Source organism: Brevibacterium daeguense (genome assembly GCF_021729135.1).
Classification (GTDB): domain Bacteria; phylum Actinomycetota; class Actinomycetes; order Actinomycetales; family Brevibacteriaceae; genus Brevibacterium; species Brevibacterium daeguense.
Window position 1 is genome coordinate 182577 of record NZ_JAJTWW010000004.1, and the last position, 26342, is coordinate 208918.

Here is a 26342-nt window from a genome sequence, read left to right on the forward strand (position 1 = left end):
GTTTTCGATTCCCGAGGGGGCAATCATGGGCGGACGAATCGCGTGGCAGATCATCGGTGTGGGCGGAGCGGCGCTGGCCGCCTTCGGCGCCCGGAAGGTGCTGGGGCTGGCGTGGGAGAAGACCACCCACAAGCCGGTGCCGGTGAACACTCAGGACGACGAGGTCGGCCTCGGCGAGGCGCTGGCCTGGACGATCGTGTCCGGCGTCGGCATGGCCGTGGTGCAGCTGGTCGTCCAGCGGGCCGCCGCCAGCACCGTGCGCAAGAACTTCGGCGAGGACTCGCTGCCCAAGAAGCTGCGCAGCGACGCGCCGGTCGCGCGCGGTGACAAGAAGGCCTGAGCCGCCTCTCACCCCAGCACTGCTCGCACCCTGCAGCCGGGGCCCGGACGACTTTTAACATTCGTTCAGGCCCCGGCTACAGTAGTCTGAGCGCAGCGTCATGATTGACACATAACTGTATCCATGCCCGAGTGAGACTCGGGCCACTCGGGAGGCTTTACCATGCACCCCCTCCAGATCGTCGCGATCGTCATCGGCGTCGCAGCGACAATCATCGGCTGGAGCATGTTCCTGACCCGCGCCGGGAAGTTCGTCAGCTACTTCCGGCTCGGAGCTCCGACGGCCAAGGGCGAGCGGACATCGCAGGCCGGCCTGCGAACCGCCACGCTGTTCCGCGAGTTCCTCGGCCACACGAGGATGGCCAAGCTGCCGATCGTCGCGATCGCCCACTGGTTCACGATGATCTCGTTCGGCGTGCTGGTGCTGACCCTCGCCCAGGCGACGATGCAGCTGTTCGATCCGCACGCGGTGCTCCCGCTCATCGGCCACTTCTTCCCGTACGAGTGGATCACCGAGTTCTTCGCGGTCACCGGGCTGATCGGCATCATCGCGCTCATCGTCATCCGCCAGCAGAAGCACCCGCGCAAGCTCGACCGCAAATCCCGATTCTTCGGGTCGACCTTCTGGGAGGCCTACTACGTCGAGTTCACCATCCTCGGCGTCGCCCTGTGCATCGCCCTGCTGCGCGGACTGGAGTACGTGCTCCAGGGACGGGCGGGACAGGAGAACCTGGTCCTCCACTTCCCGCTGACCTTCTGGATCGGCGAGCTGTTCTCGGGACTCTCGACGGGTGCCGTCGAAGCGCTGATCGTCGTCATCGCACTCATCAAGATCCTGATCTCCTACGCGTGGATGGTCACCGTCGCCCTCACCCCGACGATGGGCGTGGCATGGCACCGGTTCCTCGCGTTCTTCAACATCTGGTTCAAGCGCCACGCCGATGGCAAGGTGTCCCTCGGCCCCCTGCAGCCGATGAAGCACAACGGCGAGGACATCGACTTCGAGAACATGGAGGAGATGGACGAGGACGTCGCGCTCGGCGTGGGCAAGGTCGAGGACTTCACCTGGAAGGGCCTGCTCGACTTCTCCACCTGCACCGAGTGCGGTCGCTGCCAGAGCCAGTGCCCGGCGTGGAACACCGAGAAGCCGCTGAGCCCCAAGCTCATGATCATGAGCCTGCGCAACCACGCCAACGCCAAGGCGCCCTGGCTGCAGGCCGCCCAGAAGGCTCAGGACCAGGCGACACCGCCCGCGCCGCTGCCCGAGGACGCTGATCGCAAGGCTCAGAAGGCTCACGCCAAGGAGCTGGCGGCCTACAACGCCATCAGCGACCCGCATGAGAACCTCGACCTGCTCGGCACTCTGTCGGAGGTCGCGCAGACCGAGGCGGTCCGCCCGCTGGTCGGAGCCCAGGACGTCGAGGAGCTCACCGAGCTGGGCGTCATCGATCCCGACGCCCTGTGGGCCTGCACCACCTGCGGCGCCTGCGTCGAGCAGTGCCCGGTCGACATCGAGCACGTCGACCACTTCGTCGACATGCGCCGCTACCAGGTGCTCATCGAATCGGCGTTCCCGACCGAGCTGTCCGGCCTGTTCAAGAACCTCGAGAACAAGCAGAACCCGTGGGGCATGTCCCAGCGCAAGCGCATGGAATGGGCCAAGGACCTCGACTTCGAGGTCAAGCAGGTCGGCGCAGACATCGAGGACCTGGGGGAGACCGAATACCTGTTCTGGGTCGGCTGCGCCGGAGCGTTCGAGGACCGTGCGATGAAGACCACCCGCGCGGTGGCCGAGCTCCTCCACCATGCCGAGGTCGACTTCGCGGTGCTCGGCGACGGCGAGTCCTGCACCGGTGACCCCGCGCGCCGTGCGGGCAACGAGTTCCTGTTCCAGATGCTGGCCCAGGCCAACGTCGAGGTCCTCAACGAGATGAAGGCCCGCAAGATCGTGGTGACCTGCGCCCACTGCTTCAACACGATCGCCAATGAGTACCCGCAGCTGGGCGGCAAGTTCGAGGTCGTCCACCACACGCAGCTGCTCAACAAGCTGGTCCGCGAGAAGCGCCTCGTCCCGGTGGCCCCGGCCGAGGGCGAGCAGGTCACCACTCCGGTCACCTACCACGACCCCTGCTACCTGGGCCGCCACAACGGCATCTACTCCCCGCCGCGCGAGCTCATCGGCTCCCTGCCGGGCGTCGAGTACCGCGAGATGGAGCGCTCCCAGGAGCGGTCGTTCTGCTGCGGCGCCGGCGGTGCTCGCATGTGGATGGAGGAGACCATCGGCTCGCGGATCAACATCAACCGCACCAAGGAGGCCGTGGCCACGGGCGCGGAGCAGATCGCGATCGGCTGCCCCTTCTGCCGCGTCATGCTGTCCGACGGCCTGACCCAGGAGCAGTCCGAGGGCAATGCGTCCGAGGGCGTCGAAGTCCTCGACGTCGCTCAGATGCTGCTGGCAGGCATCAAGCGCGGTCAGGGTCCGGCAGCTCCGGACACCGAGAAGGTTCCGGTGTGACGGCAGCGCGCTGAGAACCGACCGAACCGGCCGGACGAAGGCCCCGGAACCTGCATGGTTCCGGGGCCTTCGGCATCCTCAGCGGCGGAGCCGAGCATGACCTTGCGCGGAGTCGAGCGCGACCCGGCGCGGATGAGGCGCTGCGAGCACGGCCGAGGCCGGTGCCGGCTTCAGGCCTCCGTCTGCTCCTCGTCCGCGCGGAGCGACTCGAGCGCCGCAAGCACGTGCGGAACGCGCAGCTGGCCGGGTGCGGAGATCTCGCCGACCGCGGCGAAGGTCGCGGCCGAGCCGAATTCTCCGCCCACCAGCCGCGTGGCCTTGCCCAGCCGGCCCATCGCAATCGCCACCACCGGAATCGGCAGCGTCGCCTGCGCCCTGTCGGCCACACTGAGCACCTCGAGGACGTCGGTGCGGTGATTGGGCATCACCGCGATCTTGGCGACGTTCGCGCCCGCCTTCTCCATGCGCGCCATCAGGCGGATCAGGTGCTCGGCCGGCGGGGTCTGCTCGAAGTCGTGGAACGAGGCGAAGGAGCACACCTCGGCGGCGGCGGCGCGGGCGATGAGGTCCTCCGCGGCCGTGCGCTGGAACTCGATGTCGACAGCGGTTGGCCCCAGCCCGATGAAGAAGTCGAGCAGCGCCGCGTACGCCTCTTCAGTGACCGGGGCGTACCCGCCCTCGATGGTGGTGCGCAGCGTCATGAGCACCGGCAGGTCGGACGCGGCAGACTGCAGCGCCTCCCATCCGGCGGTGACGGCAGCCCGGACCGCGTCGAGTCCGTCGACGCCGAGTTCCTCGCTCTGCCGGATCTCGTCGAGGGCATCGACGCGCCATTCGATGACGTCGACGCCCTCGGTGGCGGCGGCGCGAGCGGCCTGGTCCGCCAACTCGGCCGCGTCCCGGGGGGTCAGAGGGACGATGACCGCGGGAAAGACGTCCGCAGGAACAAAAGGCAATGATTTCATGACTCAAACTCTAGCCGCGAACGCACTCCCACCCCCAATGCCCCTCTCTCATCTCCTCCGGCGGGGCACGAGCTTCCTCCGGCGGGGCACGAGCTGCTCGTGAATCCGCAGCGCCGCCCCCACCTCGGCGCACCTGCCATAACGAAAGGACAACGATCCCGGATGCGGGCATCATCACTGATCAGGAGCGCTACTGTAAGTTGATCGGCAGTTCCCGCACAGGCTCGAGAGGGGGAAGAACGGCGAATCGGACGGGCATATTACCTAGACTCGGGCCAGCGCCAACCGTGCGTCCCGGCATCGCGGCCATCATCGTCTTCGCAGATCAGCGTCTTCTCTGCTGCCGCGCACCCGGGTTGCACCTGTTCCTGTCTCCAACAGAAAGGTCACCGCTGTGGCAGTCGTCCGCGCCTCCCACGTCTACAAGATCTTCGGCAGACAGGGGAAGGAAGTCGTCGAGCAGCTGAACCTCGGCAGATCCCGCGACGAGCTCCGGAGGCTCGGAACCGCTGCCGTCATCGACGCGAGCTTCGAAGTCGAGAAGGGCGAGACCTTCGTCGTCATGGGCCTGTCCGGATCGGGCAAGTCCACGCTCATCCGGATGATCAACGGCCTCTGGACCCCGACCGCCGGATCGATCGAGATCAACGGCCAGGACATCTCCCGGATGGACGCCAAGCAGCTGCGCCGGCTCAGGGCTGACAACATCTCGATGGTGTTCCAGCACTTCGCGCTGCTGCCGCACCGCACGGTCCGGGAGAACGCCGCCTACGCCCTCGAGATCAAGAAGGTCCCCAAGGCCGACCGGCTGGAACGAGCCGATCATTGGCTCGATGTGGTCGGGCTCGGCGGCTGGGGCGACAAGCTCCCCGGTCAGCTCTCCGGCGGCATGCAGCAGCGAGTCGGCCTCGCCCGCGCCCTCGTCGCAGAGACCGATGTGCTGCTGATGGACGAGGCGTTCTCCGCCCTCGACCCGCTGATCCGCCGCGAGATGCAGGATCAGCTCGTCGAGCTGCAGGCGAACCTCAACAAGACCGTCATCTTCATCACCCACGACCTCAACGAGGCCATGTACCTGGGTGACAGGATCGCGGTCATGCGCGACGGTCGCATCATCCAGATCGGCACCGCCGAGGAGATCCTCACCGACCCCGCTGATGATTACATCGCCAACTTCGTCCAGGACGTGGACCGCGCCCGCGTGCTCACCGCCTCGTCGATCATGCGCACGCCGGATGCGGTGATCACCGACACGGCCGGTCCGCGGGTCGCGATCAAGACGATGGAGGAGGCGCGGTCCTCCGCGCTGCTCGTCACCGACCGCTCCCGCACCCTCCTCGGCATGGTCACCGACCGCGCAGTCGTGAGCGCGGCCCGCGAGGGTGTCCGCGACCTCCGGAGTCTCATCGAGACGAGCGGCGTGCTCACGGTCGGTGCCGACACCCCGCTCTCGGAGCTCTTCGCCCCCAGCTCGGCCTCACGCGTCCCGCTTGCGGTCGTCGACGAGACCAACAAGCTGCTGGGCGTCGTGCCGCGCATCGCCCTCCTGAACTCGATGGCCTCTGTCGGGCCGTCCACCGGGGAGATGCCGGCCGTCGGCACCCTCGATGCCACACCGGCGGACGCCGACTTCTCCGCGACGCCCCAACCCACTGTCCGCGGCTCCTCCGTCGGAGCCGAAGCCGCCGACGAGAAGGGAGCCTGACGCATGGATTTCCTCAACCCCCGGATTCCGCTCGGCGACTGGGCAGAATCGTTCCTCGACTGGTTCCAGGATGCGTTCGCCTGGCTGCTGAGCTTCGTCTCCCTCGTGCTCGGCGGCCTGTACAACTCTCTGGAGTCGGCCCTGTCGGCGCCGGTGTACCTGGTCATGATCGTCATCCTGGCGGCCATTGCGTGGTTCGCAGCAGGCTGGAAGCTGGCCCTGTTCACAGTGCTCGGCTTCTACCTCATCCGCGCCCTCGACCAGTGGGGCAACTCGATGCAGACCCTGGCCCTGGTGATCGTGGCGGTCCTCTTCGCGCTGCTGATCTCCATCCCGCTGGGCATCCTCGCGGCGAAGTCCCAGATCGTATCCACCGTCGTCAAGCCGGTCCTCGACTTCATGCAGTCGATGCCGGCGCTGGCCTACCTCGTGCCGATCATCGTGATCTTCGGCATCGGGCCCGTACCCGGCGCGATCGCCACCCTGATCTTCGCCCTGCCTCCCGGCGTGCGGCTCACCGAGCTCGCCATCCGTCAGGTCGATCGGGAGGTCGTCGAGGCGGGGCAGGCATTCGGCGCCAGTCCCGGTCACATCCTCGGCAGGATCCAGGTGCCGCTGGCGATGCCCACCATCATGGCCGGCGTCAACCAGGTCATCATGCTCGCCCTGTCGATGGTCGTCCTCGCGGGCATGGCCGGCGCGCAGGGCCTCGGCGGCGCAGTCACCGGCTCGATCAGCTCGCTCAACGTGTCGCTGGGAATCGAGTCCGGCCTGGCTGTCGTCATCATCGCCGTCTACCTCGACCGGGTCACCGCGGCCTTCGGCTCCCGCAGCAACCTGACCCCGGCCAAGACCGCCTGACGCGGCGCGACGCGGTCGTGGACCCAACATCGACTCCGGCCGGTCCGTCCCCACTCCGTCACTCGCATCCAGCACCTGACACGAAGGAGAGAACATGAAACTCACACGTATGACACAGATCGGCGGCCTGGCGGCCGCATCCCTGCTCGCACTGTCGGCATGCGGCGCGTCCAACGAGGGCGGCGCCTCGAACGAAGGCGGCGGAGAGCCCGCCGGAGGTGGCGAGGAGACCGCCGCCGAGGATTGGGCGGACTGCACTCCGGGAGCGGAATCCGCTGACACCACCGGGATGGAGGCCGACGCCACCACGGACATCACCATCGGCGCCTTCAACGGCTGGGACGAATCATTCGCCGCCGCCCACCTGACCAAGCACGTGCTCGAGGAGGACGGCTACACCGTCGACGTGCAGGCCTTCGAGGCAGCGCCCGGGTTCACCGGCGTCGCTCAGGGCGACATCGACTTCCTGATGGACGCATGGCTCCCGCTGACTCACGCCGACTACATCGAGCAGTACGGCGAGGATCTCGAGGCACAGGGCTGCTGGTACAACAACGCCAAGCTGACCATCGCGGTCAACGAGGACTCCCCCGCCCAGTCGATCGCCGACCTCGCTGAGATGGGCGACGAGTACGGCAACCGCATCGTCGGCATCGAGCCCGGCGCCGGTCTGACCAAGACCACCCAGGAATCCGCGATCCCGACCTACGGGCTCGAGGACTACGAGTTCGTCGTGTCCTCGACTCCGGCGATGCTCTCCGAGCTCCAGTCCGCCGTCGACTCCGGAGACAACATCGCCGTCACCCTGTGGCGCCCGCACTGGGCGTACGACGCGTTCCCGGTCCGCGACCTCGAGGACCCGGAGGGCGCGATGGGCGGTGCCGAGGTGATCTACAACTTCTCCCGCACCGGCTTCACCGAGGAGAACCCGAAGGTCTCCCAGCTGCTGAAGAACCTCGTCCTCGACGACGAGCACCTCTCCAGCCTGGAGAACGTCATGTTCTCCGAGGAGGGCCACGGCGGCGAGAACAACGATGCCGCGGTCGACGAATGGGTCGCCGACAACCAGGACTTCATCGATGACTGGAAGGCCGGCGCACTCAGCGGCGCCTGAGTCCCCGGCACCATGAGATTAGCGGCATGAGAGAAGGCCGGGTTCGCAGCATGCGAACCCGGCCTTCGGCCATTCACCCGACTCTGTCCGGAGCCAGACATCTACATCCGGAGCCAGACATCGGCGACGTCCTTGACCATGGCGCCGGCCGCCTCGGCGGTGGGGAACCAGTCGACAGGGCCGCCGGCGAGGTCCACGGTCCCGTCGCGCAGCACGACGACATCGAAGTTGCAGGCCAGACCTGCCATCGCCGTCTGCTGCACCGAGCTCTGCACATCGACCCCGCCGATGATGACGCGGTCGATGTTCAGGTCGTGCAGTGCCGGAGCCAGCTCGTCGACGCCTTCGAACGCGTCGGCGGCGGTGGACACCAGCCCCAGGTCCTCCTCGGTCGTGCCGAACACCGATTCCGGCTGCTCCGGCGCGTCCGGGGGAACCGGGGCCGACAGCAGCACGAGCACACCGCCGGTGGTCCTGGCGCGCGCGACGATATCGCCGAGGACCTTCTCGATCCCCGAGGCCTGCGCGCGGGCGCTCTCCGTGTTCATCACCATCAGTGCATCCATTCCATCAGCATGCCATAGCATGGACTGGCGGGCGGCCCGCCTGTGGGTCCGGCCGCGCTTCCCCATCCCCGACTCGAAGGACATCACATGACGACCGCGAACTTCCGTCGGCAGCTGGCCGAAGGGGAGCTGTCACTGGGCACCTTCGTCCTCGAATTCGCCGCGGAGGGAATCGGCCCGCTGGCCGCCCGTGCCGGAGCGGACTGGGTGCTCTACGACCTCGAGCACACCGGGTGGTCGCTCGACCGGATCCGGCCCGCCCTGGCCGTGTCGCGCCGGGAGGAGATCGCCTCGTTCGTCCGCATCATCGGCTCGGCTCAGCACCTCGTCAGCGGGGCGCTCGACGCCGGCGCCGAGGGCATCATGGTCCCCTACGTCAACACGGCCGAGCAGGCCGCCATCCTGGTGCAGTGGATGAAGTACCCGCCCGTCGGCACCCGCGGCTCCGCCTTCGGCATCGCCCACGATCTCTACACCGGCGGCGACCCGTCCCGGCGGCAGGCCGAGGCCAATGCCTCGACGGTTCTGCTCACGCAGATCGAGACGCCCGAGGCGGTCGCCAATGTCGACGAGATCGCCGCTGTCGACGGGGTCGACGTGCTCTTCGTGGGTCCGCTCGACCTCAGCACCAACCTCGGCTACCCCGGGGATGTCTCCAGTCCGGCCTTCCGCAGCGCCCTCGCACGCGTCGGCGCTGCCGCACGCGATGCCGGCAAGGCTGCCGGCATCTTCTCCGGCGACGACGGGCTGACGCAGGCGGCGATCGCCGAGGGGTTCCAGGTCATCTCCCACAGCGCCGATGTCGCGATCTTCCAGCAGGGACTGAGCTCGAAGCTCACTCAGATGAGGTCCTGGCACCGGGGCTGACGAGCGCTCCCGGCGCATCGGCAGCCTCTGGGCGCCTCAGACCACCCACCGGGGCATCGTCACCGGGAGGCCGTCCACTTCCACATGGTCGGCCGCGTCCCGCAGCATCGCCAGGCCCTCGGCATCCTCCCGCAGCGATGAGGCATGGTACGAGACCTGGTAGAGCTTGCCCTCATAGCTGTAGCCGATCTCCGCACCGTACATCACCTGCGGGTGTCCTCCGGCGAGGATCTCGGTGGGTGCCAGTTCGGCCTGGAAGCCCCAGGAGTAGCCGTTGCCGAGCTGACCCTTGCGCTCGGCGACGATCTCGGAACCGGGCTCCGTGAAGGAGAACCGCTCCTGGCTGTTGACCAGGTCGATCGCCGTCTTGTCGAGGAACGCCTCGCGACAGTTGACGTTGATGGTCGGGCCCTCGCGCCCCAGGGACTGGTCCTGCGGCAGCAGCTGCTGGAACGCGCCCGGCTTCAGGGTCGCCTCCCAGTCCTCGGGGACTGCGATCACGACCGGGATCGGGCATTCGCCTCCGAAGTCGATCCGGTGCTCCGTGTAGCCCTGGGGCAGCTGCGGGCCCGTCTCCGTCGGAGTGGGGGTCGGTCCGGCGGTCGGAGCCACGCCGACGCCGATCGGGGCGCCGGGCCCCTCCGCGGTGCGCACCTGGAGAGCACCGCAGCCGCTCAGCAGCACCGCCGTCGCTGCGACAGCGCCGGCGGTCAGCAGCGGACTTCTCATCGCTGTTCGCCTCCGGCGTTCGGGGGCTGCTGAGGGGCCTGCGGAATCGACCGGGGCGGAGTCTGCGGAAGCTGCGGCAGCGGGGCCGACGGCGGCCGGGGTGGCTGCTGGGGTGGCTTGAAATGCTGGTAGGGGCCGGAGTCGAACGGCACCTCGCCGAACGCCTCGCCGGTGGTCGCGTCGCGCAGCTCGCCGCCCACCCTCTGCAGCCGCCGTTTCGAGGTGCGGCGGGGAGTGCCGAGGAGTCTGCCCTGCAGCTCGGCCTCCGAGGGCTGTCGAGGCGGGAGGAAGCCGCCGCCGCCGCGCCTGCTGCTGTCGTGGAACGGCTGGACCGGTCGCGAGGACGCCACCGCCCCGGCACCGTCCCAGCCCGAGGGCTGGGCGGGAACCTGGGCATCGCCGAGCACCGGCAGCACCAGCCGCACGGAAGTGCCCACGCCCTCCTGGCTGAACAGCTCGACCGAACCGCCGTGGCGGGCGATGATCGAGCGGACGAGGGACAGCCCCATGCCTGAGCCTGCGACGGAGCGGACGCGCTTGCCGCGGGAGAGCTCCTCCCACACGGCATCCTGCTCATCCGCCGGGATTCCCGATCCCGTGTCGGCGACCTCGACGACGACCCAGCGGTGGTTGTCGATGATCTGCTCGTTCGCGCGGAGTTCCACGACGTCCGTGTCGGAGGAGTACTTGATCGCGTTGCCGAGCAGGTTGAGGATCGCCGACAGCAGCAGGTCCTCCTCGCCGGCGACGTCCGGCAGCCGCCAGGGGGCGCGGGCGACCGTCGCCACGATCATCCGGTCCTCGGCACCGGGTGCGGTGCGCGCATCCTCGACGGCCTGGTGGATCAGGCGGTCCATGTCGACGCGGGCGAACTCGATGGTGCGGGACTCGACGTCGGCGAGCTTGCGCAGGTCGGCCAGCAGGCGGGCCACCCTGCGGGCCGACGTGTCGATCTGCCTGACCACCGGCGTGATCTCTTCGGGATCCGGGCGCTCGTCGCGGACCATCTCGCGCACCGTCGCCACCGAGGTGCGCAGCGCGGTCAGCGGATTCTTGAGCTCGTGGTCGAGGCGGATGAGCATCCGGTTGCGGCGGGTCAGGGCGTCGCGCTCGACCGCCTGACGGTGCTGCTGAGCGAGCCGGTCATCGCGCCTGCGCAGCCAGCGCCGGAACAGGAACCACGCACCCACGCCGAGCCCGGCGAGGACCAGCAGCAGGAGAAGGAGCAGCCAGATGCGGATCTCGACGACGAGGAATGCACTCATCGCGGTCCCAGCTCATTCGCCCCGGTGACCTGTGCGATGAAGCGGTACCCGCGCCCCTGCACGGTGGCGATCCACCTGGGCTCCGAGGCGTCCTCGCCGAGCACTCGGCGCAGCTCCGCCACTCGGGAGTCCACGGCACGGGTGCCGACGGCGTCGTCGAATCCCCACAGCACTTCGAGCAGGCGGCTGCGCTCGATGAGCTCGTCCTGGTGGACCATGAGGTACTCCAGCAGCGTCAGGCCCTTCGGAGTGATGACCAGGCTGCGGTCCCGGATCCACGCGCGCCTGCCCACCCGGTCCAGGGTGAGTCCGAAGGTCGAGTGCAGCACGGGGGCGTTGGCCAGCGGCGGACCGTCGCTGCGCGTTCGGCGCAGCACCGCGCGGATCCGGGCGACGAGCTCGTGGGGATCGAAGGGCTTGTTGAGGTAGTCGTCGGCGCCCTCTTCGAGCGCCATGGCCCGCTCGACGGCTTCGCCGACCTGGGTCAGCAGCAGCACGGGCACCCAGTTCTCCTCGCGGCGCAGCGTGCGCAGCACTTCCCGGCCGTCGGCTCCGGGCATCAGGACGTCGAGCACGCAGACGTCCGGGCTATGCCGGTGGATCTCGTCGAGGGCGAGCCGGCCGTCCGGGGCACTGAGCACCCGGAACCCGGAGCGCTCCAGGAACGGCACCACAGCGGCGAGGACATCGGGCTCGTCGTCGGCGACGAGGACCAGGGGCTTCTCGGTTCGGGCAGGAGGTGTGGTCACGAACGGTCCTTCGGCAGTGTGCGACTGCTGCGGTGGGAGGAGTCTCGCAGCTCGGCTCGGGCGACGGCATCGGCCAGCTCGTCCTGGTACAGCATCGAGCGCCGGAGCCGCTTGGTGCGGTACCCGGCGCGTCCCACCATATGGGTGCCGATCGGGGACGTCATCATCTGGAAGGTCATGACGAGGAACACCGTGGTGATCGGACCCCATTGCGGAATCTGGATCGCGATCGCGAGCATCATCAGCAGCAGGCCGAAGATCTGCGGCTTCGATCCGGCGTGCAGGCGGCTCATCAGGTCGGGGAACCGCAGCAGGCCGATCGATGCGGCCAGGGACAGCAGCGCGCCGCCGATCATGAACACGATCGAGAAGATGTCGGCGATCACGACTGCTCCTGCTCCTCGGCGAACAGCGGTCCCACCGTTTCGGCACCCGCGGGACGGCCCGCCTCGGCGTCGTCGGGGCCGTCAGCGCTTCCGGCACGCGAGGAGCGCTGCCGCTGCGCCTCCTCCTGATCGCGGCGCTGGGCCATCGACAGGGTGTGGGCCTGGGCCATGCTGCGGGTCTCCCCGACCACCGGCGACGAGGTGTCCGAGCGGGACACATAGCGCGACACGCTCACCGAGCCGACGAAGCCGAGGGCTGCGACGGCGAGCAGGACCGGGAGCAGGTCGACGCGGCCGGTGGCCGCGATGAAGGCTCCGAGTCCGCACAGCAGCGTGGCGAGGAACACGTCGTTGGCGATCATGCGGTCGAGGATCGAAGGTCCGCGGATCAGCTTGATCACCACGATGACCAATGTGGCCAGGAAGATCACGAGCAGGATCGGGGCGGCGATGCGCAGGATCGCGGGATCGATGAGCAGTTCGTCGGACAGTCCATTCATCGTCTGCTCTCCTTCCTCTGCAGCTCACGCGTCGGCAGAACCGGCGGCATCCCCAGCTCCTTGCGCCAGGTGTTGAGCGTGGTGATGTCGTGGGCCGAGCCGAGCGCGCGGATGAGCAGGTTCTCGATGCGGTAGACCTGGGACTTCGCGGCTTCGACCTCGTCATCCGTCGAGCAGTCGAGCACGTGGACGAAGATCACCGAGTGCGCGCGGTCGGCCTCGATCACGATCGAGCCGGGGATCAGGCCGATCACCGTGGACACCATGGTGATGAGCAGGTCGGAGCGGGTGTGGAGCTCGACCGAGATCACGCTGCCGGCGCTGACGCCCTTCGGGCGCACCGCCAGCCAGGCGACGTGGAGCGACGCGCTGATCATCGAGGCGGTGAACCACCCGAGGAACACCGCCGCCCAGAAGATGTTGAAGCGCCGCGACAGCTCCACCGGCGGCAGGTAGAAGAACCGGGTGACGAACAGCGCCAGCAGCACGCCGGTGAGGATGTTGAGCACGCTGAGGTCGTCCCAGAGCATGATCCACACCGCGGTGAGCAGCAGGATCGGCAGGGCGATCTGCCACAGCGGGCGACGAGTCTTCTTCTTGATCATGAACCGTCTCCGTGGCCGATGACCTCATTGACGTAGGTCTGCGGGCTGCGCAGGTTCTCCCCCGCCCGGGAGCTGACGTCCCACAGCGGTCCTGCGAAGACCGTCACGAAGACGCTGACACCCACCATCGCTCCAGCCGACAGTGACATGGTGCGCGGCACCGACGGCTTCGCCTTCCACGCCTTCCCCGCGGCCAGCGCCTCGCGGCGCTCCTCGAACTCCTCCACGAGCTCGGCGGTGGGCTCCTCGACGTCGTCCGGGTCTCGCCAGAACGCCAGGTTCCACGCCTTGCCGATGACGTAGAGGGTCAGCAGGGACGTGAGCGCTCCCGCCCCGATGAGCACATAGATCAGCCAGTCGCCGGTCTCGAAGCCCGACTGGAACAGCGCGACCTTGCCGATGAAGCCGGAGAACGGTGGGATGCCCGCGAGGTTGAGCGCGGGGATGAAGAACAGCAGCGACAGTCCGGGAGCCAGCACCGCGATGCCGCCGAGCCGGCGCATCGAAGTCACGCCCGCCCGCTGCTCGACCAGGCCGATGGCCAGGAAGAGCGCGGTCTGGACGACGATGTGGTGGGCGGTGTAGAAGATCGCCGCCGTCAGACCCTCCACGGTCCCCATGGCTACGCCGAACAGCATGTAGCCGATGTGGGACACGAGAGTGAACGACAGCAGCCGCTTGATCTCCGTCTGCGCTATCGCCCCGAGGATTCCCACCAGCAGGGTCAGTCCGGCCACGACGAGCAGCGGGATGCGCAGATCCGACTCGGAGAAGATCACCGTCTCCGTCCGGATGATCGCGTAGATCCCGACCTTCGTGAGCAGACCCGCGAACACCGCGGTCACCGGTGCCGGCGCGGTGGGATAGGAGTCCGGCAGCCAGAACGACAGCGGGAACACCGCCGCCTTGATGCCGAAGCCGATGAGCAGGGCGACGTGCAGGATGAGCTGGATGTCCGGCGGCAGCTCAGCCAGCCGCGAGGACAGCTGCGCGATGTTGACCGTGCCCGTCGCGGCGAGGATGAAGCCGATCGCCATCAGGAAGATCAGCGACGACACCAGCGAGATCACGACGTAGGTGACCCCGGCGCGGATCCGCTCCGCGGTCGACCCCAGGGTGAGCAGCACGTACGAGGCGCCGAGCAGCATCTCGAAGCCGACGTACAGGTTGAACAGGTCGCCCGCGAGAAAGGCATTGGCGACGCCCGCGCACAGGATCAGATACGTCGGGTTGAACACGCTGACCGGCGTCTCGTTCGCGGTGTCGGCCATCTCCTGGCCCACCGCGTTGATGAGCACGAGCAGGGTGACGATCGAGGATACGACAAGCATCAGCGCGCTCAGACGATCGGCGACGAGCGCGATGCCGTACGGCAGATCCCAGCCGCCGACGGCCACCACCTGAGTGCCGAGCGCGTCCACGCCGAACAGCAGAGCGAGGCTGATGATGAGCACGACGACCAGGGTGATCACCGTGACCGCGGTCTGCAGCCGACGACGGCCCGGGAGCATCAGCGCGATGCCCGCACCGAGGAGCGGCAGGATGACCGGCAGCGGTACCAGTGCGGCGAGCATCAGCGGCCTCCCTCCTCATCGTGGCGGTCGAGCTCCTCCGGCGTCATGTTCTCCTTCTCCGCGTGGTCGGTCGGGTTCTCGGGCACCGCTTCGCCGAACCCGTCGCCCGCGCCCCGCAGGCGCTCTCGCGGGGACCCGTCCTCATCGAGGTCGAGCGCCCCCGGGATGGGGGTCTGGGCCTCGTCGCCGAACTCGGTGTCGTCGTACTCTCCGCTGGTGCCGGCTTCCTCGCCGGTGCTGCGGTACTTGGTCAGCGCGATCTTGGCGTCCTCGATGTCGTCCTCAAGGTTCTCGTTGCGCACCAGTCGCCACGACCGGTAGATCATCGCGAGCAGGAACGCGGACAGCGAGAAGGTGATCACGATGGCCGTCAGGATCAGAGCGTGGGGCAGCGGATCATTCATGCCCTCGGCCGACAGGTTCTCCCCGTCGGTGATCGGCGGTCTCCCGGGACCTCCGGCGGTCAGCATGATGAGGATGTTGGTGGCGTTGCCCATCAGCAGGAAGCCCAGGAGCACGCGGGTGAGCGAGCGATCGAGCATGAGGTAGAGACCGCAGGCGAACATCACGCCCATCGCCAGCAGCATCACGAATGACGTCGTCACAGTCGACTTCCTCCAGCCCGGCCATCGACTTCGACATCATCCATCCGGCCCAGGATGGCGTGCAGCTGACGGGAGTCCGGCCCCTCGAAGGACGTATCCGAGATGAGCGTCTCCGCCAGCCGCTCCTGGTCGGCTTCCTGGTGCCGGTCGACCTCGGCGCCGAGACTGCGCAGGATGTCGAGCATCAGCCCGATGACGACCAGGTACACGCCGATGTCGAAGACCGTCGAAGTGCCGAACGACAGGTCGCCGAGGATGGGCACCTCCGCCGACCAGTACTCGGATCGGAAGATCGTGTCCCCCCAGATGTAGCCGCCGATGCCGGTGCCGGCCGCGAGCGCGATGCCGACGCCCAGCACCCGTCCGGCATCGATCGGAGCGGCCTCCGCCAGCTCGTACCTGCCACCGGCGAGGTACCGGGCGATGAGGGCCAGCCCCGCGACCAGGCCGGCGGCGAACCCGCCGCCGGGCAGGTTGTGCCCGGCGAACAGCAGGTAGACCGAGAAGACGAGGATCACGTGGAAGAGAATCCGCACGAGAACCTCAAGGAGGATCGACCGGTTGGAGGGGGACAGCGTCCGGCCGGCAAGCAGCCACGCGTTGCGTCCGTGCTCGGAGTCGGAATTCGGCTCCACGACGCGCAGCGGGGTGTGGAACTCGTCCTCGACCGGCTGGAAGCGGGACAGGCCGCCCGGCCGCTGCATGTCGTACCGCGGGAGCACGCCTTCGCGGCCGCGGACGAAGATCAGGCTCGCGACGCCGGTGGCGGCCACCACGACGACGGAGAGCTCGCCGACCGTGTCCCAGACGCGGATGTCGACGAGGGTCACGTTGACGACGTTCTGGCCATGGCCGTACTCGTAGGCGAGGAACGGGAACAGTTCGGAGACGGGCTCGGCGACGCGGGCGCCCAGGGCGACGAAAGCGACGATCATCATGATGATGCCGAACAGCACCGCGATCACTCCGCGCAGAGCAGGAGTCAGACGGCTCTGCGCCTGCCCCATCCGCGACGGCAGGCGCCGCAGCACGAGGATGAAGACGACGATCGTGATCGTCTCGACGAGCATCTGCGTCAGCGCGAGGTCCGGTGCGCCCTGGATCGCGAAGAACACGACCATCGAGTAGCCGGCGATGCCGACGATCACGACCGCGGCGAACCGCTTGTCCGCCCGAGTGGCGGCGAGCGAGGCGAGGATCATGCACACCGCGACGAGGATCTGGGGCCAGCCCTGCACGAAGTCGATGTCGCTCGGCCACGTCTCGTTGAGCAGCAGGGCCGTCGCCAGGGTGCCGATGAACACCACGTAGATCACGCCCTGGTAGAAGGGCATCGAGCCGCGCTGGGTGCGAGCCGTGACGTAGGCGGCAAGCGATTCAAGGCCGGTGATCGTGCGCCGGTATGCGTTGTGGAAGTTGATCCCGGCCGGCATCTCCGCTTGGAAGGCGCTCACCTGGCGGCCGAACCAGAACATCGTCAGGCCCAGCGCGATGGTGAGCGCAGACAGCAGCAGCGCCGGTTCGAGACCGTGCCACAGCGCGATGTGGTACGGCTCTCCACCCTCGGAGGGGAGTCCGGACGTCCAGGCGGCGAACACCGGATCCAGCAGATTCGCACCCAGACCGCACAGCAGCGTGAAGGCCGTGAGGATGACCGGAGCCGACTTGAACAGGGAGCTCTCGCGCGCCCTCTTCAGCGGCTCGACGCCGGGCTTGACGGCGAAGGCGCCCCAGACGAACCGCGCGGAGTACGCCACGGTGAAGACCGAGCCGAGGAAGACTCCGATCAGCGCGACGATGCCGGACTTCGTGCCGTCCTCGAGCAGCGTGGTGTAGACCGCTTCCTTGGCGACGAACCCGAGGGTGGGCGGAATGCCGGCCATCGATGCCGCCGCGATGATCGCGGTGACGAGGAGGATCGGTGATCGCCGACCGTAACCGGAGAGCTTGCGCAGATCGCGGGTGCCTGCGCGGTGGTCGATGATGCCGACGATGAGGAACAGCGCCGACTTGAACAGGGCGTGCGCAAGCAGCAGGGTGAGCGCGGCCTGGGTGACGTCACGGGTGCCGAAGGTGCCGACGATGGTGAGGAAGCCCAGCTGCGACACCGTGCCGTAGGCGAGGACGAGCTTGAGGTCGAACTGGCGCAGCGCCTGCCAGCCGCCGACCAGCATGGTCGCGATTCCCAGGGTGAGCAGCACTGCGGTCCAGCCGGGCATGGTGTGGAACCCGGGAGCCATGCGGAAGACCAGGTAGATGCCCGCCTTGACCATCGCCGCAGCGTGCAGGTAGGCGCTGACGGGCGTGGGTGCGGCCATCGCCCCCGGAAGCCAGAAGTGGAACGGGATGAGTGCCGACTTGGACACGGCGCCCACGAGGATCAGCATCACCGCGACGATGACGAACGCCTGGTCCGGTCCGGCGGAGAATCCTGCGTCGACGATCGCGGAGATCCGTCCGGTGCCCATCACCTCGCTGAGCATGATCATGCCCACGAGCATCGCCAGGCCGCCGAAGGTGGTGACGACGAGCGACTGCAGAGCGGCCCGCCGCGACTGCTGGCGCGAGTTGTACTGGCCGATGAGGAGGTAGGAGAACACCGTGGTGCCCTCCCAGAAGATGAAGAGGGTGAGCATCTCGTCGGCGAGGACGAGGCCGTACATCATCCCGGCGAAGCCCATCAGGACGCCGGCGAAGCGGACCAGGCGCGGCTCGTCGTCGTCGAAGTAGCGCGCACAGTAGATGAAGATGAAGGCGCCGACCCCGGCGACCAGCAGGGTCATCACCCAGGCCAGCGGGTCCATCAGGAAGACGACCTGCATGTTCAGGGCGGGAAGCCAGCTGAAGTGCTCGATCCACGGCGGATCACCGGAGAGCAGGTGGGGAATCTGCACCAGTGACATGACGAATGCCGCGGCGGGCACCAGTGCCAGCACGAGGAACGCATTGCGACCGAGGAGGCGGAACAGCGGGGAGACGAGCAGTGCAGCGACGAAGAACGCGCTCACCATCACCGTCATCGTTCACCCCTCAGCCCCGCGAGTACGCTGTCGGTCATTTTTTCACACGGGGCCGAGGAACACGAAGTTGCTTCGCTCCCTGAGATTGGCTACGCGCGCGCGAGCCCTCAGCGCCGGCCGCGTCTCAGCCGAGCTGGTGCGGACTGACGAGGAAGCCGTCCTCGTCCACCGCGGTTCCGGAGGTCAGCCTCACCACCTCGCCGGCGAGGCGCTCGAGCCGCAGCCCGGCGGCGACCCGGATCCGGGCGAGCTCATCGTCGAGCTCGGGCAGGTAGCGCTGCTGCTCCGAATCGATCCAGCGCAGGTGATACAGGACGAGCGGGCCCTCGGAGATGCGGGCCACAGCGCGCGGCAGCACCTCTTCGAGGATCACGCCGATCTCGATCAGCCCGGCGCGCGGCCCCAGGGTGCGCAGCGGCACCTCGACGGAGTAGCCGTCCCGCGACGCCTGCTCCGACGGGTCGATGAGGTGGGCGACTCGTTCGAGCTGCTCCGGGCTGATCGGGGCGGGCTCGGCGGCGGAGGAGTCGACGGCGTGCATCCGCTCGAGCAGCACGTCCGGCTCCAGCCAGTACGGGGAGTAGACGAAGATGTCGACATGGGCGGCCGGGTCGGGGGTGAGAAGCCGGGCGGGCGCCTCGGCGGCGGCTTCGAGGGCCGACCGGGAGGCGGCCGGCGAGGTCAGGGCCAGCGGGTCCACCGGCTCGTCGGCCAGGCGGACGGTGAGGTGCAGGCGGCGGGCCAGGGCGATGAGCAGATCGAGCGAGCGACCCTCCTCGCGGTTGGGCAGGCCTTCGGGGAAGAACTCGTGCAGCCCGTCGGGGTCGGCGAACCAGGCCGGCGGCGGTGCCGGCTCCCGGTCCCGCGGACACACGAGTGAGAACACGCGGGTCGCCCAGTCCGGCAGGCCGAGGTCGACGCGGGCGGCGCCCGGGACGAACATCGGCCCATGGAGGCGGGAGTGCCGGGTCAGCCGCCATTCGAGGACCTCGGGGCCGAGCTGCGGATGGGCCGGAGCGATGCTGACCGGCTCCGGCAGCTTCGGATAGTGGTTGCTCACCAGCGCGATGACGTCGGTGGCCTCCAGGTCCTCGTCGAGCAGCAGGAGGTGCCGCGCGGCGAGGGACTCGGTCGAGCGCGGATCACGGGAGTCGTGGGCACCGGGCATCAGTGCAGGCCCTTGCGGAAGTTGACGTGGGCGAGCGAGGCCGTGGGTCCGCGCTGACCCTGATAGCGGTTGCCCGTCTGCGGGTCCGAGCCGTAGGGCCGGTCAGCGGCCGAGGACAGCTCGAAGAAGCAGAACTGGCCGATCTTCATGCCCGGCCACAGCGTGATCGGCAGGGTGGCGACGTTGGACAGCTCCAGGGTGACATGGCCGGTGAAGCCTGGATCGATGAACCCGGCGGTCGAATGGGTGAGCAGCCCGAGGCGCCCGAGGGAGGACTTCCCCTCCAGGCGAGCCGCGACATCGTCGGGCAGGGTGATGAACTCCAGCGTCGAGGCCAGGACGAACTCCCCCGGATGGAGGACGAAGGGGGCGTCGGGTTCGGTCTCCACCAGACGGGTGAGTTCCGGCTGGTGCTGTGCCGGGTCGATCACCGAGTACTTGTGGTTGTCGAACAGCCGGAAGAACCGGTCGAGGCGCACGTCGACGCTGGCAGGCTGGATCAGCGTGGGATCGAACGGGTCCAGGCAGATCCTGCCGGCGTCGATCTGGGCGCGGATGTCACGGTCGGAAAGCAGACTCACAGGGCCAATCTACGGCCTGTCCATCCCTTTCGTGCAACGATCCGATCACGGTTGCCCGAAGGAAGCGTACGAGTTTCGCTTCCTTCTTTGGAAAATGCTCTAGAGTGGTCCGTGAAACGCCCGCGCCGATGGTGCCTTCCCCCTTAGCCTAAGGAACGCCGGGAATACGCTGTCGCCTTTGCGTGGACGAAAACGCCACAACCGAAAGGCCACACTGTGAAGACCTCTGCGAAGAGTCTTGTTCTTGCCCCCGCAGTAGCCGCCGCGGTTACGGGCTTGTTAGCCGTTCCCGCTGGTGCGACCACGACTGCTCCGCCCTCCGAGTCGACGGCGCCCGCCGAGTGCGCCCCCGGTTCACCGGTCGAGGCGCCCGCCCCCGATGCACCCGAGGCGACCGTTGCAGCCGCCGAGGTCTCGCAGACCGACATCGCCGATCCCGAGACCGGCATCCGGTTCTCGGGAGAGGGCTTCACCCCTGACTCGAAGGCCACCGTGACGGTCATCGGCACCGACGGGAGGGAGTACACGCCCAAGGTCGAGCTCACGGTCAATGAGGACGGCGAGGTCAACGGCGTCTACTTCTTCACCACCTCGGACGGGGCCAAGGTCCCGACCGGTGAGTACCAGCTCTTCCTCACCGACGTGACCACGAAGAAGGAGTCCTCGAAGGTCTCCTTCTCGGTCGTCGAGCAGACCGATGAGACGCAGGCGCCGCTGCCCGCGGACACCGAATGCACGACCCCAGCCCCGGCGCCGTCCACCTCTGCTCCGGAGGAGACCGCGTCCGAGGACGCCACGCCGTCCGAGACCCCGACCGAAACGCCGACCCCGGCTGAGACGGAGACCGAGGAGGCCGCGGCGCCGGAGGAGACCGAGGAGCCGACTGCGGAGCCGACCGAGTCGGCGACCGAGGAGACCCAGGAGCCGGCCGAGGAGACCACGGAGCCTGCTGAGGAGACCACGGAGCCCGCCGAGGGTGCGGAGCAGCCGCAGGACAACGACGACACTCAGCCGGTGCCTGCAGCAGAGGAGCCCGAGACCGAGACCTCTGCCCCCGATCAGACGCCCGCCCCGACCGAGTCGGATACCGGCACACCCGCCCCCACCGCGACCGATACCGAGACCGAGACTCCGGAGGCGTCGGACCCGGCTTCGTCGGACCCCGAGTCCACCGCCACCGAGAGCACCCCCGGTGCCGGCGCCTCGGACGACGTCGTCACCGCGATGGCTGCGACGATCCGCATCAGCCCGACCGAGATCTCCTCCGCCGAGTTCGCCGACAGCGAAGAAGGCGTCATCATCTCCGGCTCCGGCTTTGCGGAGGGTGAACGCGTGACCGTCACCGTGGAACACGCTCAGGGCAAGGTCAAGCGCTTCACGACCGAGAAGAACGCCGACGACGAGGGCAACGTGGACTTCGGGGTGCACGCTGCAACCGATCCGGTGCTCGGCGAGTACCGCGTCACCGTCGAGTCCGAGTCCGCGGATCCGCAGGGCGGCTCCTTCACCGTGGTCACCAACGGCACCTCGGTCGGCGATGAGGCCGCCGGCGGCGGATCCGCCGGGCAGAACGGGAACTCCGGCAACAGCGGGTCGGGTGGAAACGGATCAGGTGGAAGCGACAGCTCCGAGTCCGCCACCGCACTCCCCCGCACCGGTTCCGAGATGACCGGCCTGGCCCTCGGCGCCGGACTGCTCGTGGTCGGCGCCGCTGCAGTGGTCATCACTCGCCGTCGCGCCGCCGCGTCCGACGACGCCGCAAACGTCTGAGGTTCAGCCGAAGAACGCTGCTAGTACGCTGACCTCCATGACGCCTGCTCCACCTCCTGAAATCCGGACCCTTGATCTCAACGGGGTCCGGATTTCTGGTGCGTCCGCTGGTCTGCCGTCACTGGATCCGCTCGACCGCCTTGTCCTCATGGGACAGCGCGAGGACGTCCGCAGTGCCCTCCAGGGCATCGCCGCGCTGCCGGGAGCCGCGACGGCGGAGGTCCCGCAGGAGCGGCGGCTGACAGTGGGGCGCCTCGCCCGGCGCATCGAGCGGGCGGCCGGTGGTGCGCCGACAGGCGCTGTTGCCGTCGAGAAGGCGCTGGAATACTTCAGCTTCTCGCCGGCACGCACGGCCCGCGCTCGGGTCGCCGAGCTGGATGCCGAGGCGCGCGCTCGCCTGCGCATCGCGCTGGCCTTCGCGAGTGCCGGGCAGTGGCTGGTCCTCGACGAGCCGTTCTCCGGGGTTTCCGGACAGGCTCGAGCAGGTATCCGAGGAAGACTGCTCGAAGCCTGTTCGGAGTTCGGACGCGGACTGATCCTGGCCACCGACAGTCCTGTCGACGCGGCGGTCATCGGTGGCACGGCCGTGATGCTGGAGAAGGGCCAGGTCGCCGACGTGGGAGCGTTCGGGGACCTGCTGCGAGAGCCGCGCAGCAATCTGGCGGCCGGCATGGCCGGGGTCAATGTGTTCTCCGGCCTCGCGCGCCGGAACTGGCTGTCGATCGGCCACTCGAAGGTACGTGCACGTACGGAGCTCGACGGCAAGGTGTACGTCACCATCCCGACGAATGCCGCTCATCTCTCCTTCGACGAATTCGATCCGACATTCACGTCGGACTCGGTGTTCGAGGCGGTGGTCGTCGGAATCCGCGACACCCGCCGCACGGTCCAGGTCGTGCTCTCGCCCGCCGACACCGAAGTGGGTCTCGCCATGACCGCCGACCTGCTGGACTTCACGGTGGACCGCGCGACCACTGCCGCGGGAAGCGGACCGACCGGTGCGGCGGGTGCTGTGGGCGCCGCAGGAAGCGAACCGGCCGGAGTCTCAGAAGACGAACCGCCTGATGCGGCTGCGACGTCCGGCACTGCGCCCGAATGGGGCGTCCTGCACCCGGCCCTCGGTCAGACTGTGGGCGAGCAGCTCTCACGGGTGAAGGTCGGCGCGCGCCTCTATGTGGAAGTCGACACTGCCCGCATGCACGCCTACCCCATCGACCGCGAGTGACCCGAGCATCGTCTGGATGAGCGCACTGATACCGTCAGTACACTGACAGCGGCCTGCGCTCGGCACTGAGAACCGGGCCCGGGCCCGACGACCCGCATCGGGTCACAGACGGATGGGTACGGCGAATCGGGGGAGGCGCTCAGATGAGGCGTTCGACTTCGTCCCCGGAAGAACCCCGTGGGCGGCGAGTGTTCGTCCTCGGTGATCGGGCGGTTCGGCTCTTCTTCGCTGCGGCCCTGGTCGTGGTTCTGACAGTCGCGTCGGTTCCGCTCCTCAACGTCCTGGTCTACTCCCCCGCCCGCACCGTGTCCAGGTACCTGAGCGCAGTCGAGAATGGTGATGCAGCCCGCGCCCTGGGGCTGCTGGCAGCCCCGGAGACCGCGACCACCGACGCCCTCGACGCCCAGGTGCTCGCCAACGCCCCGTCGCTGCCCCACCAGATCGACATCGTCGATTCCGAGGTCGAGGACAGCACTGCAACTGTCACCGCACGGTACAACTTGGGGAACTCCTCCCACGAGTCCGAGTTCTCCCTGGTGAAGGCGGGGTCGGCGTTCGGACTCTACGACCGCTGGCTGATCCGAATCGACGAATGGCCGCGCATCTCGCTCAACGTTCGCGGCTCCCAGAGCGCCCAGATCAACGGGGTCAGCGCTCCGGTCGACCGGGGGCCGATCCCCGTCCTGTTCCCCGTGGCGTACGACGTGGGATTCAACGCGGACTACCTGAGATCAGAGATCACGCGCACCGAACTTCTGAACCCTGGCGCTGTCGCGGAGGTCACCCTTCACCCCGCTCCCACCGAAGAGCTGCGGCAGGAGGTCCAGCGGCAGGTGAATGCCCAACTCGACACCTGCGCTGAGGCAAAGACTCTGTTGCCTGCGGGGTGCACCTTCGGCTACGAGACGAACCACCAGATCCTCGGCGATGTGTCCTGGCGAGTGGTGCGCTATCCGGAGGTGAAGCTCAGCAGCGAGGGCTCTGAGCTGGTCGTCACGGAGACCGAGGCGGAGCTCGAGATCACGGGGCGCTACCGCGACATCGTGACCGCTTACGAATCGGATTTCACCGAACGACTCAGCGTGGAGCTCTCAGCGTCAGTGCGAGTGACCGACGGCGCCGTGACGGTGCAGCCCCACGAACCCGGCCAGCTGCTGGGCTGACTGGTCAGAAGTGCTTCGGGCCCTGAGTGGACAGGAGCGCTTCAGACTCCGCGCAGGTCGAGGTTGAGAGCGTTCTCCCCACCGTCGACGATGCTGACCGGGATGCCCCAATCCTGCTGATACAGGTGGCACGCCGCGTGCAGCGGGATCTCACCCCCTGGCTCCCCGTCACAGGCAGCAGCCCGCACGGTCACGTGCAGGACACCCTCATCGATGCTCGGATCGAGTTCGATCGTGCGGTTCATTCCCTCGGCTCCGCCGTCGCCGGACGTGATGAGCTCGGGCGGCGTGGACGACACCTGCAGATAAGTCGGGTCACCCCACCGGTCGTCGAGCTTCTGCCCGGGCGGAACAGTGAACGCGACCGACACCTCGATCGGCCCCGATCCGATCTCCGTGGGAGGCCTGCTGCTGGTGAGTGCGCCCTCGTCGACCTGCTGAGCCTCCTTGGGAACACTCACGCGCGTGAGCTGGTGGGCACCGGATTCGGCGATCAGCAGATGGGGTGCGTCACCGCCGACCGGAGCGACGACGAGGATGTCGGAGGGTTCGTTGAGGCCCCGGGCAAGCGTGCTCACGGAGCTGGTGCCCGGGTCGAACCGACGAATGGCTCCGTTGTAGGTATCTGCCACCGCGACCGAGCCGTCGGGCAGCTCCGCCACACCCAGCGGGTGCTGGAAACGGGCCTCTTCCGCGCTTCCGTCCCGGAAGCCGAAGTCGTAGAGCCCCTCACCCACAAGCGTCTCAACGGTGCCGGTTCGCGGATCGAGCTTGCGCACCGCCGAAGTCTCCGCGTCCGCGATCCAGATGCCGCCATCCGAGGCGCTGTCGAGCCCCGAGGTCTGTGCGTACCAGGCGGTTTCACCGTCGCCGTCGACGAGGCCCTCGTTCATCGTTCCCGACAGCAGGCGGATGGTGCCGGCAACGGGGTTGAATGCCCAGATGGTGTGGTTCCCGGCCATCGCCACGATCACCTCGCCGGTCTGCGCGGAGTATTCGAGATCCCACGGGCTCGAAAGCTTGACGGCGCGAGCGGGGCCGTCGTAGCGGCCCGTCTGCCGGTGCTCCCCGACGATGTTGTCGATGGCACCGACCATGTGCTGCTCACCGGTGCCCGCAACAGTCGTCACGTCCCCGGTCTCCAGGTTGATCCCCCGAAGCGCGTGATTGACGGTGTCCGCCGCAACCACGTGATAGCCGACCTGCTCGACGACGTCGAGGGGCAGCTCGACCAGGCCGCCCGGTTCGGCGAAGCGGGCGGTCGAGAGGCTCCCGTCCTCGAAGCCGCGCTCCCCGGAACCGATGCGCCGAAGGACAGTGCTTCCCGCTGCGTCGTACTCGACGATGCTGTGGTGACCCGAGTCCGCGACAAGGATGTTGTCGTTGCTCAGACGCAGCAGCTTGCCGGGGAAGAAGAGCTCTGTCTCCACCGGCTCCGGTGGCACATACGGACCGTCGCCGCTGTGCAGAGTGCCCTTGGCGGAATGCTCGTCGATCAGCTCCTCGATCAGCGCGCCGAGCCCGGCCGAGTGTCCCTCGCCGGACATCGACGCGACCACGTAGCCTTCCGGGTCGATGACCACGAGAGTGGGCCATGCGCGAGCAGTGTAGGCCTGCCAGGTCACGAGATCCGGGTCGTCGAGCACGATGTGCTCCACCTGGTACCGCTCCACGGCCTTGTCAACGGCTTCGACAGTGCGTTCGAACTCGAACTTGGGCGAATGCACGCCGATGATCACGAGCTCGTCGGCGTACTTCTCCTCGATGGGCCGGAGCTCGTCGAGGACGTGCAGGCAGTTGATGCAGCAGAACGTCCAGAAGTCGAGGAGGACGACCTTCCCACGCAGGTCCGCGAGAGTGAGGTCCTTGCCGCCGGTGTTCATCCACCGCCGGCCGACGAGTTCGGGCGCGCGGATCTTCACGGAGTTTCGGACGGTCGGTTCAGTCATGTGCCCATGATGGCACGAGGCCCTGACACGGGCCTGAGATCGGTAACCTCGCGTCATCGGCGCCACCTGCGTGGTGCCTCGGCAGCGGCACCTCCCCTCGCCATCCAGAAGGCCCGGTGAG

General features: G+C 68.0%; 23 protein-coding genes. 9 read left to right on the plus strand and 14 right to left on the minus strand.

Annotation, left to right across the window (positions count from 1 at the left end):
- The first annotated feature begins 25 nt into the window (after positions 1 to 25).
- Positions 26 to 340: a DUF4235 domain-containing protein gene (locus tag LXN01_RS05665; protein WP_236863613.1), complete on the plus strand. Its 315-nt coding sequence runs from the start codon at positions 26 to 28 to the stop codon at positions 338 to 340.
- Positions 341 to 502: 162 nt separating this feature from the next.
- Entirely contained in the window at positions 503 to 2854 is a 2352-nt protein-coding gene (locus LXN01_RS05670) for a (Fe-S)-binding protein (RefSeq protein ID WP_236863614.1), read from the plus strand.
- A 170-nt stretch (positions 2855 to 3024) separates the two neighbouring features.
- Here the strand turns inward: LXN01_RS05670 and aroD are convergent, their stop codons facing one another.
- Positions 3025 to 3819: a type I 3-dehydroquinate dehydratase gene (aroD, locus tag LXN01_RS05675; RefSeq protein ID WP_236863615.1), complete on the minus strand. Its 795-nt coding sequence runs from the start codon at positions 3817 to 3819 to the stop codon at positions 3025 to 3027.
- Between the two features lie 394 nt (positions 3820 to 4213).
- Between aroD and LXN01_RS05680 the strand changes: the two genes are divergently transcribed.
- The 3 genes from LXN01_RS05680 (at position 4214) to LXN01_RS05690 (ending at position 7499) form a co-directional block, all read left to right on the plus strand.
- Positions 4214 to 5524: a quaternary amine ABC transporter ATP-binding protein gene (locus LXN01_RS05680; protein ID WP_236863616.1), complete on the plus strand. Its 1311-nt coding sequence runs from the start codon at positions 4214 to 4216 to the stop codon at positions 5522 to 5524.
- A 3-nt stretch (positions 5525 to 5527) separates the two neighbouring features.
- Positions 5528 to 6385, plus strand: a complete 858-nt coding sequence (locus tag LXN01_RS05685; RefSeq protein ID WP_236863618.1) for an ABC transporter permease — start codon at positions 5528 to 5530, stop codon at positions 6383 to 6385.
- Positions 6386 to 6479: 94 nt separating this feature from the next.
- On the plus strand, positions 6480 to 7499 hold the full coding sequence (locus LXN01_RS05690; RefSeq protein WP_236863620.1) for a glycine betaine ABC transporter substrate-binding protein: 1020 nt from the start codon (positions 6480 to 6482) through the stop codon (positions 7497 to 7499).
- Between the two features lie 101 nt (positions 7500 to 7600).
- On the opposite strand, the gene LXN01_RS05695 is transcribed toward LXN01_RS05690, so the two are convergent.
- Complete coding sequence (locus LXN01_RS05695) at positions 7601 to 8065, minus strand: isochorismatase family protein (RefSeq protein WP_236863622.1); 465 nt, start codon at positions 8063 to 8065, stop codon at positions 7601 to 7603.
- A gap of 87 nt (positions 8066 to 8152) precedes the next feature.
- Here LXN01_RS05695 and LXN01_RS05700 point away from each other — a divergent pair, with 87 nt between their 5' ends.
- On the plus strand, positions 8153 to 8932 hold the full coding sequence (locus tag LXN01_RS05700) for an HpcH/HpaI aldolase family protein (RefSeq protein ID WP_236863623.1): 780 nt from the start codon (positions 8153 to 8155) through the stop codon (positions 8930 to 8932).
- Positions 8933 to 8968: 36 nt separating this feature from the next.
- Here LXN01_RS05700 and LXN01_RS05705 read toward each other — a convergent pair whose 3' ends face one another.
- From LXN01_RS05705 to dcd, 11 genes are all read right to left on the minus strand, one after another.
- Positions 8969 to 9661 (minus strand): hypothetical protein, encoded by a 693-nt coding sequence (locus LXN01_RS05705; protein ID WP_236863624.1) that lies wholly within the window; start codon positions 9659 to 9661, stop codon positions 8969 to 8971.
- The gene (locus LXN01_RS05710) at positions 9658 to 10926 is read right to left on the minus strand and encodes a sensor histidine kinase (RefSeq protein ID WP_236863626.1); all 1269 of its coding nucleotides are present in this window, start codon (positions 10924 to 10926) and stop codon (positions 9658 to 9660) included. The genes LXN01_RS05705 and LXN01_RS05710 overlap by 4 nt, the downstream gene beginning before the upstream one ends.
- Positions 10923 to 11675 (minus strand): response regulator transcription factor, encoded by a 753-nt coding sequence (locus tag LXN01_RS05715; protein WP_236863628.1) that lies wholly within the window; start codon positions 11673 to 11675, stop codon positions 10923 to 10925. The genes LXN01_RS05710 and LXN01_RS05715 overlap by 4 nt, the downstream gene beginning before the upstream one ends.
- A complete protein-coding gene (gene mnhG / locus LXN01_RS05720; protein WP_236863629.1) occupies positions 11672 to 12061 on the minus strand; it encodes a monovalent cation/H(+) antiporter subunit G in 390 nt (129 codons plus the stop codon). The genes LXN01_RS05715 and mnhG overlap by 4 nt, the downstream gene beginning before the upstream one ends.
- Positions 12058 to 12561 carry an MrpF/PhaF family protein gene (locus LXN01_RS05725; RefSeq protein ID WP_236863631.1) on the minus strand — a complete coding sequence of 168 codons (504 nt, stop codon included), beginning with the start codon at positions 12559 to 12561 and terminating at the stop codon, positions 12058 to 12060. Before LXN01_RS05725 ends, mnhG begins: the two co-directional genes overlap by 4 nt.
- Entirely contained in the window at positions 12558 to 13166 is a 609-nt protein-coding gene (locus LXN01_RS05730) for a Na+/H+ antiporter subunit E (RefSeq protein ID WP_236863633.1), read from the minus strand. Before LXN01_RS05730 ends, LXN01_RS05725 begins: the two co-directional genes overlap by 4 nt.
- Positions 13163 to 14740, minus strand: a complete 1578-nt coding sequence (locus tag LXN01_RS05735) for a Na+/H+ antiporter subunit D (protein WP_236863635.1) — start codon at positions 14738 to 14740, stop codon at positions 13163 to 13165. The genes LXN01_RS05730 and LXN01_RS05735 overlap by 4 nt, the downstream gene beginning before the upstream one ends.
- On the minus strand, positions 14740 to 15345 hold the full coding sequence (locus tag LXN01_RS05740; protein ID WP_236863637.1) for a Na(+)/H(+) antiporter subunit C: 606 nt from the start codon (positions 15343 to 15345) through the stop codon (positions 14740 to 14742). Before LXN01_RS05740 ends, LXN01_RS05735 begins: the two co-directional genes overlap by 1 nt.
- Positions 15342 to 18365: a Na+/H+ antiporter subunit A gene (locus LXN01_RS05745; RefSeq protein WP_236863639.1), complete on the minus strand. Its 3024-nt coding sequence runs from the start codon at positions 18363 to 18365 to the stop codon at positions 15342 to 15344. Before LXN01_RS05745 ends, LXN01_RS05740 begins: the two co-directional genes overlap by 4 nt.
- 124 nt (positions 18366 to 18489) lie before the next feature.
- Positions 18490 to 19533, minus strand: a complete 1044-nt coding sequence (locus LXN01_RS05750; RefSeq protein WP_236863640.1) for a hypothetical protein — start codon at positions 19531 to 19533, stop codon at positions 18490 to 18492.
- Complete coding sequence (gene dcd / locus LXN01_RS05755) at positions 19533 to 20114, minus strand: dCTP deaminase (protein WP_236863644.1); 582 nt, start codon at positions 20112 to 20114, stop codon at positions 19533 to 19535. The genes LXN01_RS05750 and dcd overlap by 1 nt, the downstream gene beginning before the upstream one ends.
- Positions 20115 to 20390: 276 nt before the next feature.
- On the opposite strand from dcd, the gene LXN01_RS05760 reads away from it, so the two are divergent.
- The 3 genes from LXN01_RS05760 to LXN01_RS05770 all read left to right on the plus strand — a co-directional run bounded on the left by LXN01_RS05760 (position 20391) and on the right by LXN01_RS05770 (position 24272).
- Positions 20391 to 21884 (plus strand): LPXTG cell wall anchor domain-containing protein, encoded by a 1494-nt coding sequence (locus LXN01_RS05760; protein WP_236863645.1) that lies wholly within the window; start codon positions 20391 to 20393, stop codon positions 21882 to 21884.
- Between the two features lie 148 nt (positions 21885 to 22032).
- Entirely contained in the window at positions 22033 to 23109 is a 1077-nt protein-coding gene (locus LXN01_RS05765) for an ATP-binding cassette domain-containing protein (RefSeq protein ID WP_236863646.1), read from the plus strand.
- Positions 23110 to 23252: 143 nt separating this feature from the next.
- Entirely contained in the window at positions 23253 to 24272 is a 1020-nt protein-coding gene (locus LXN01_RS05770; protein ID WP_236863650.1) for a hypothetical protein, read from the plus strand.
- Positions 24273 to 24313: 41 nt separating this feature from the next.
- Here the strand turns inward: LXN01_RS05770 and LXN01_RS05775 are convergent, their stop codons facing one another.
- On the minus strand, positions 24314 to 26221 hold the full coding sequence (locus LXN01_RS05775) for an NHL domain-containing thioredoxin family protein (RefSeq protein ID WP_236863651.1): 1908 nt from the start codon (positions 26219 to 26221) through the stop codon (positions 24314 to 24316).
- Positions 26222 to 26342 lie beyond the last annotated feature (121 nt).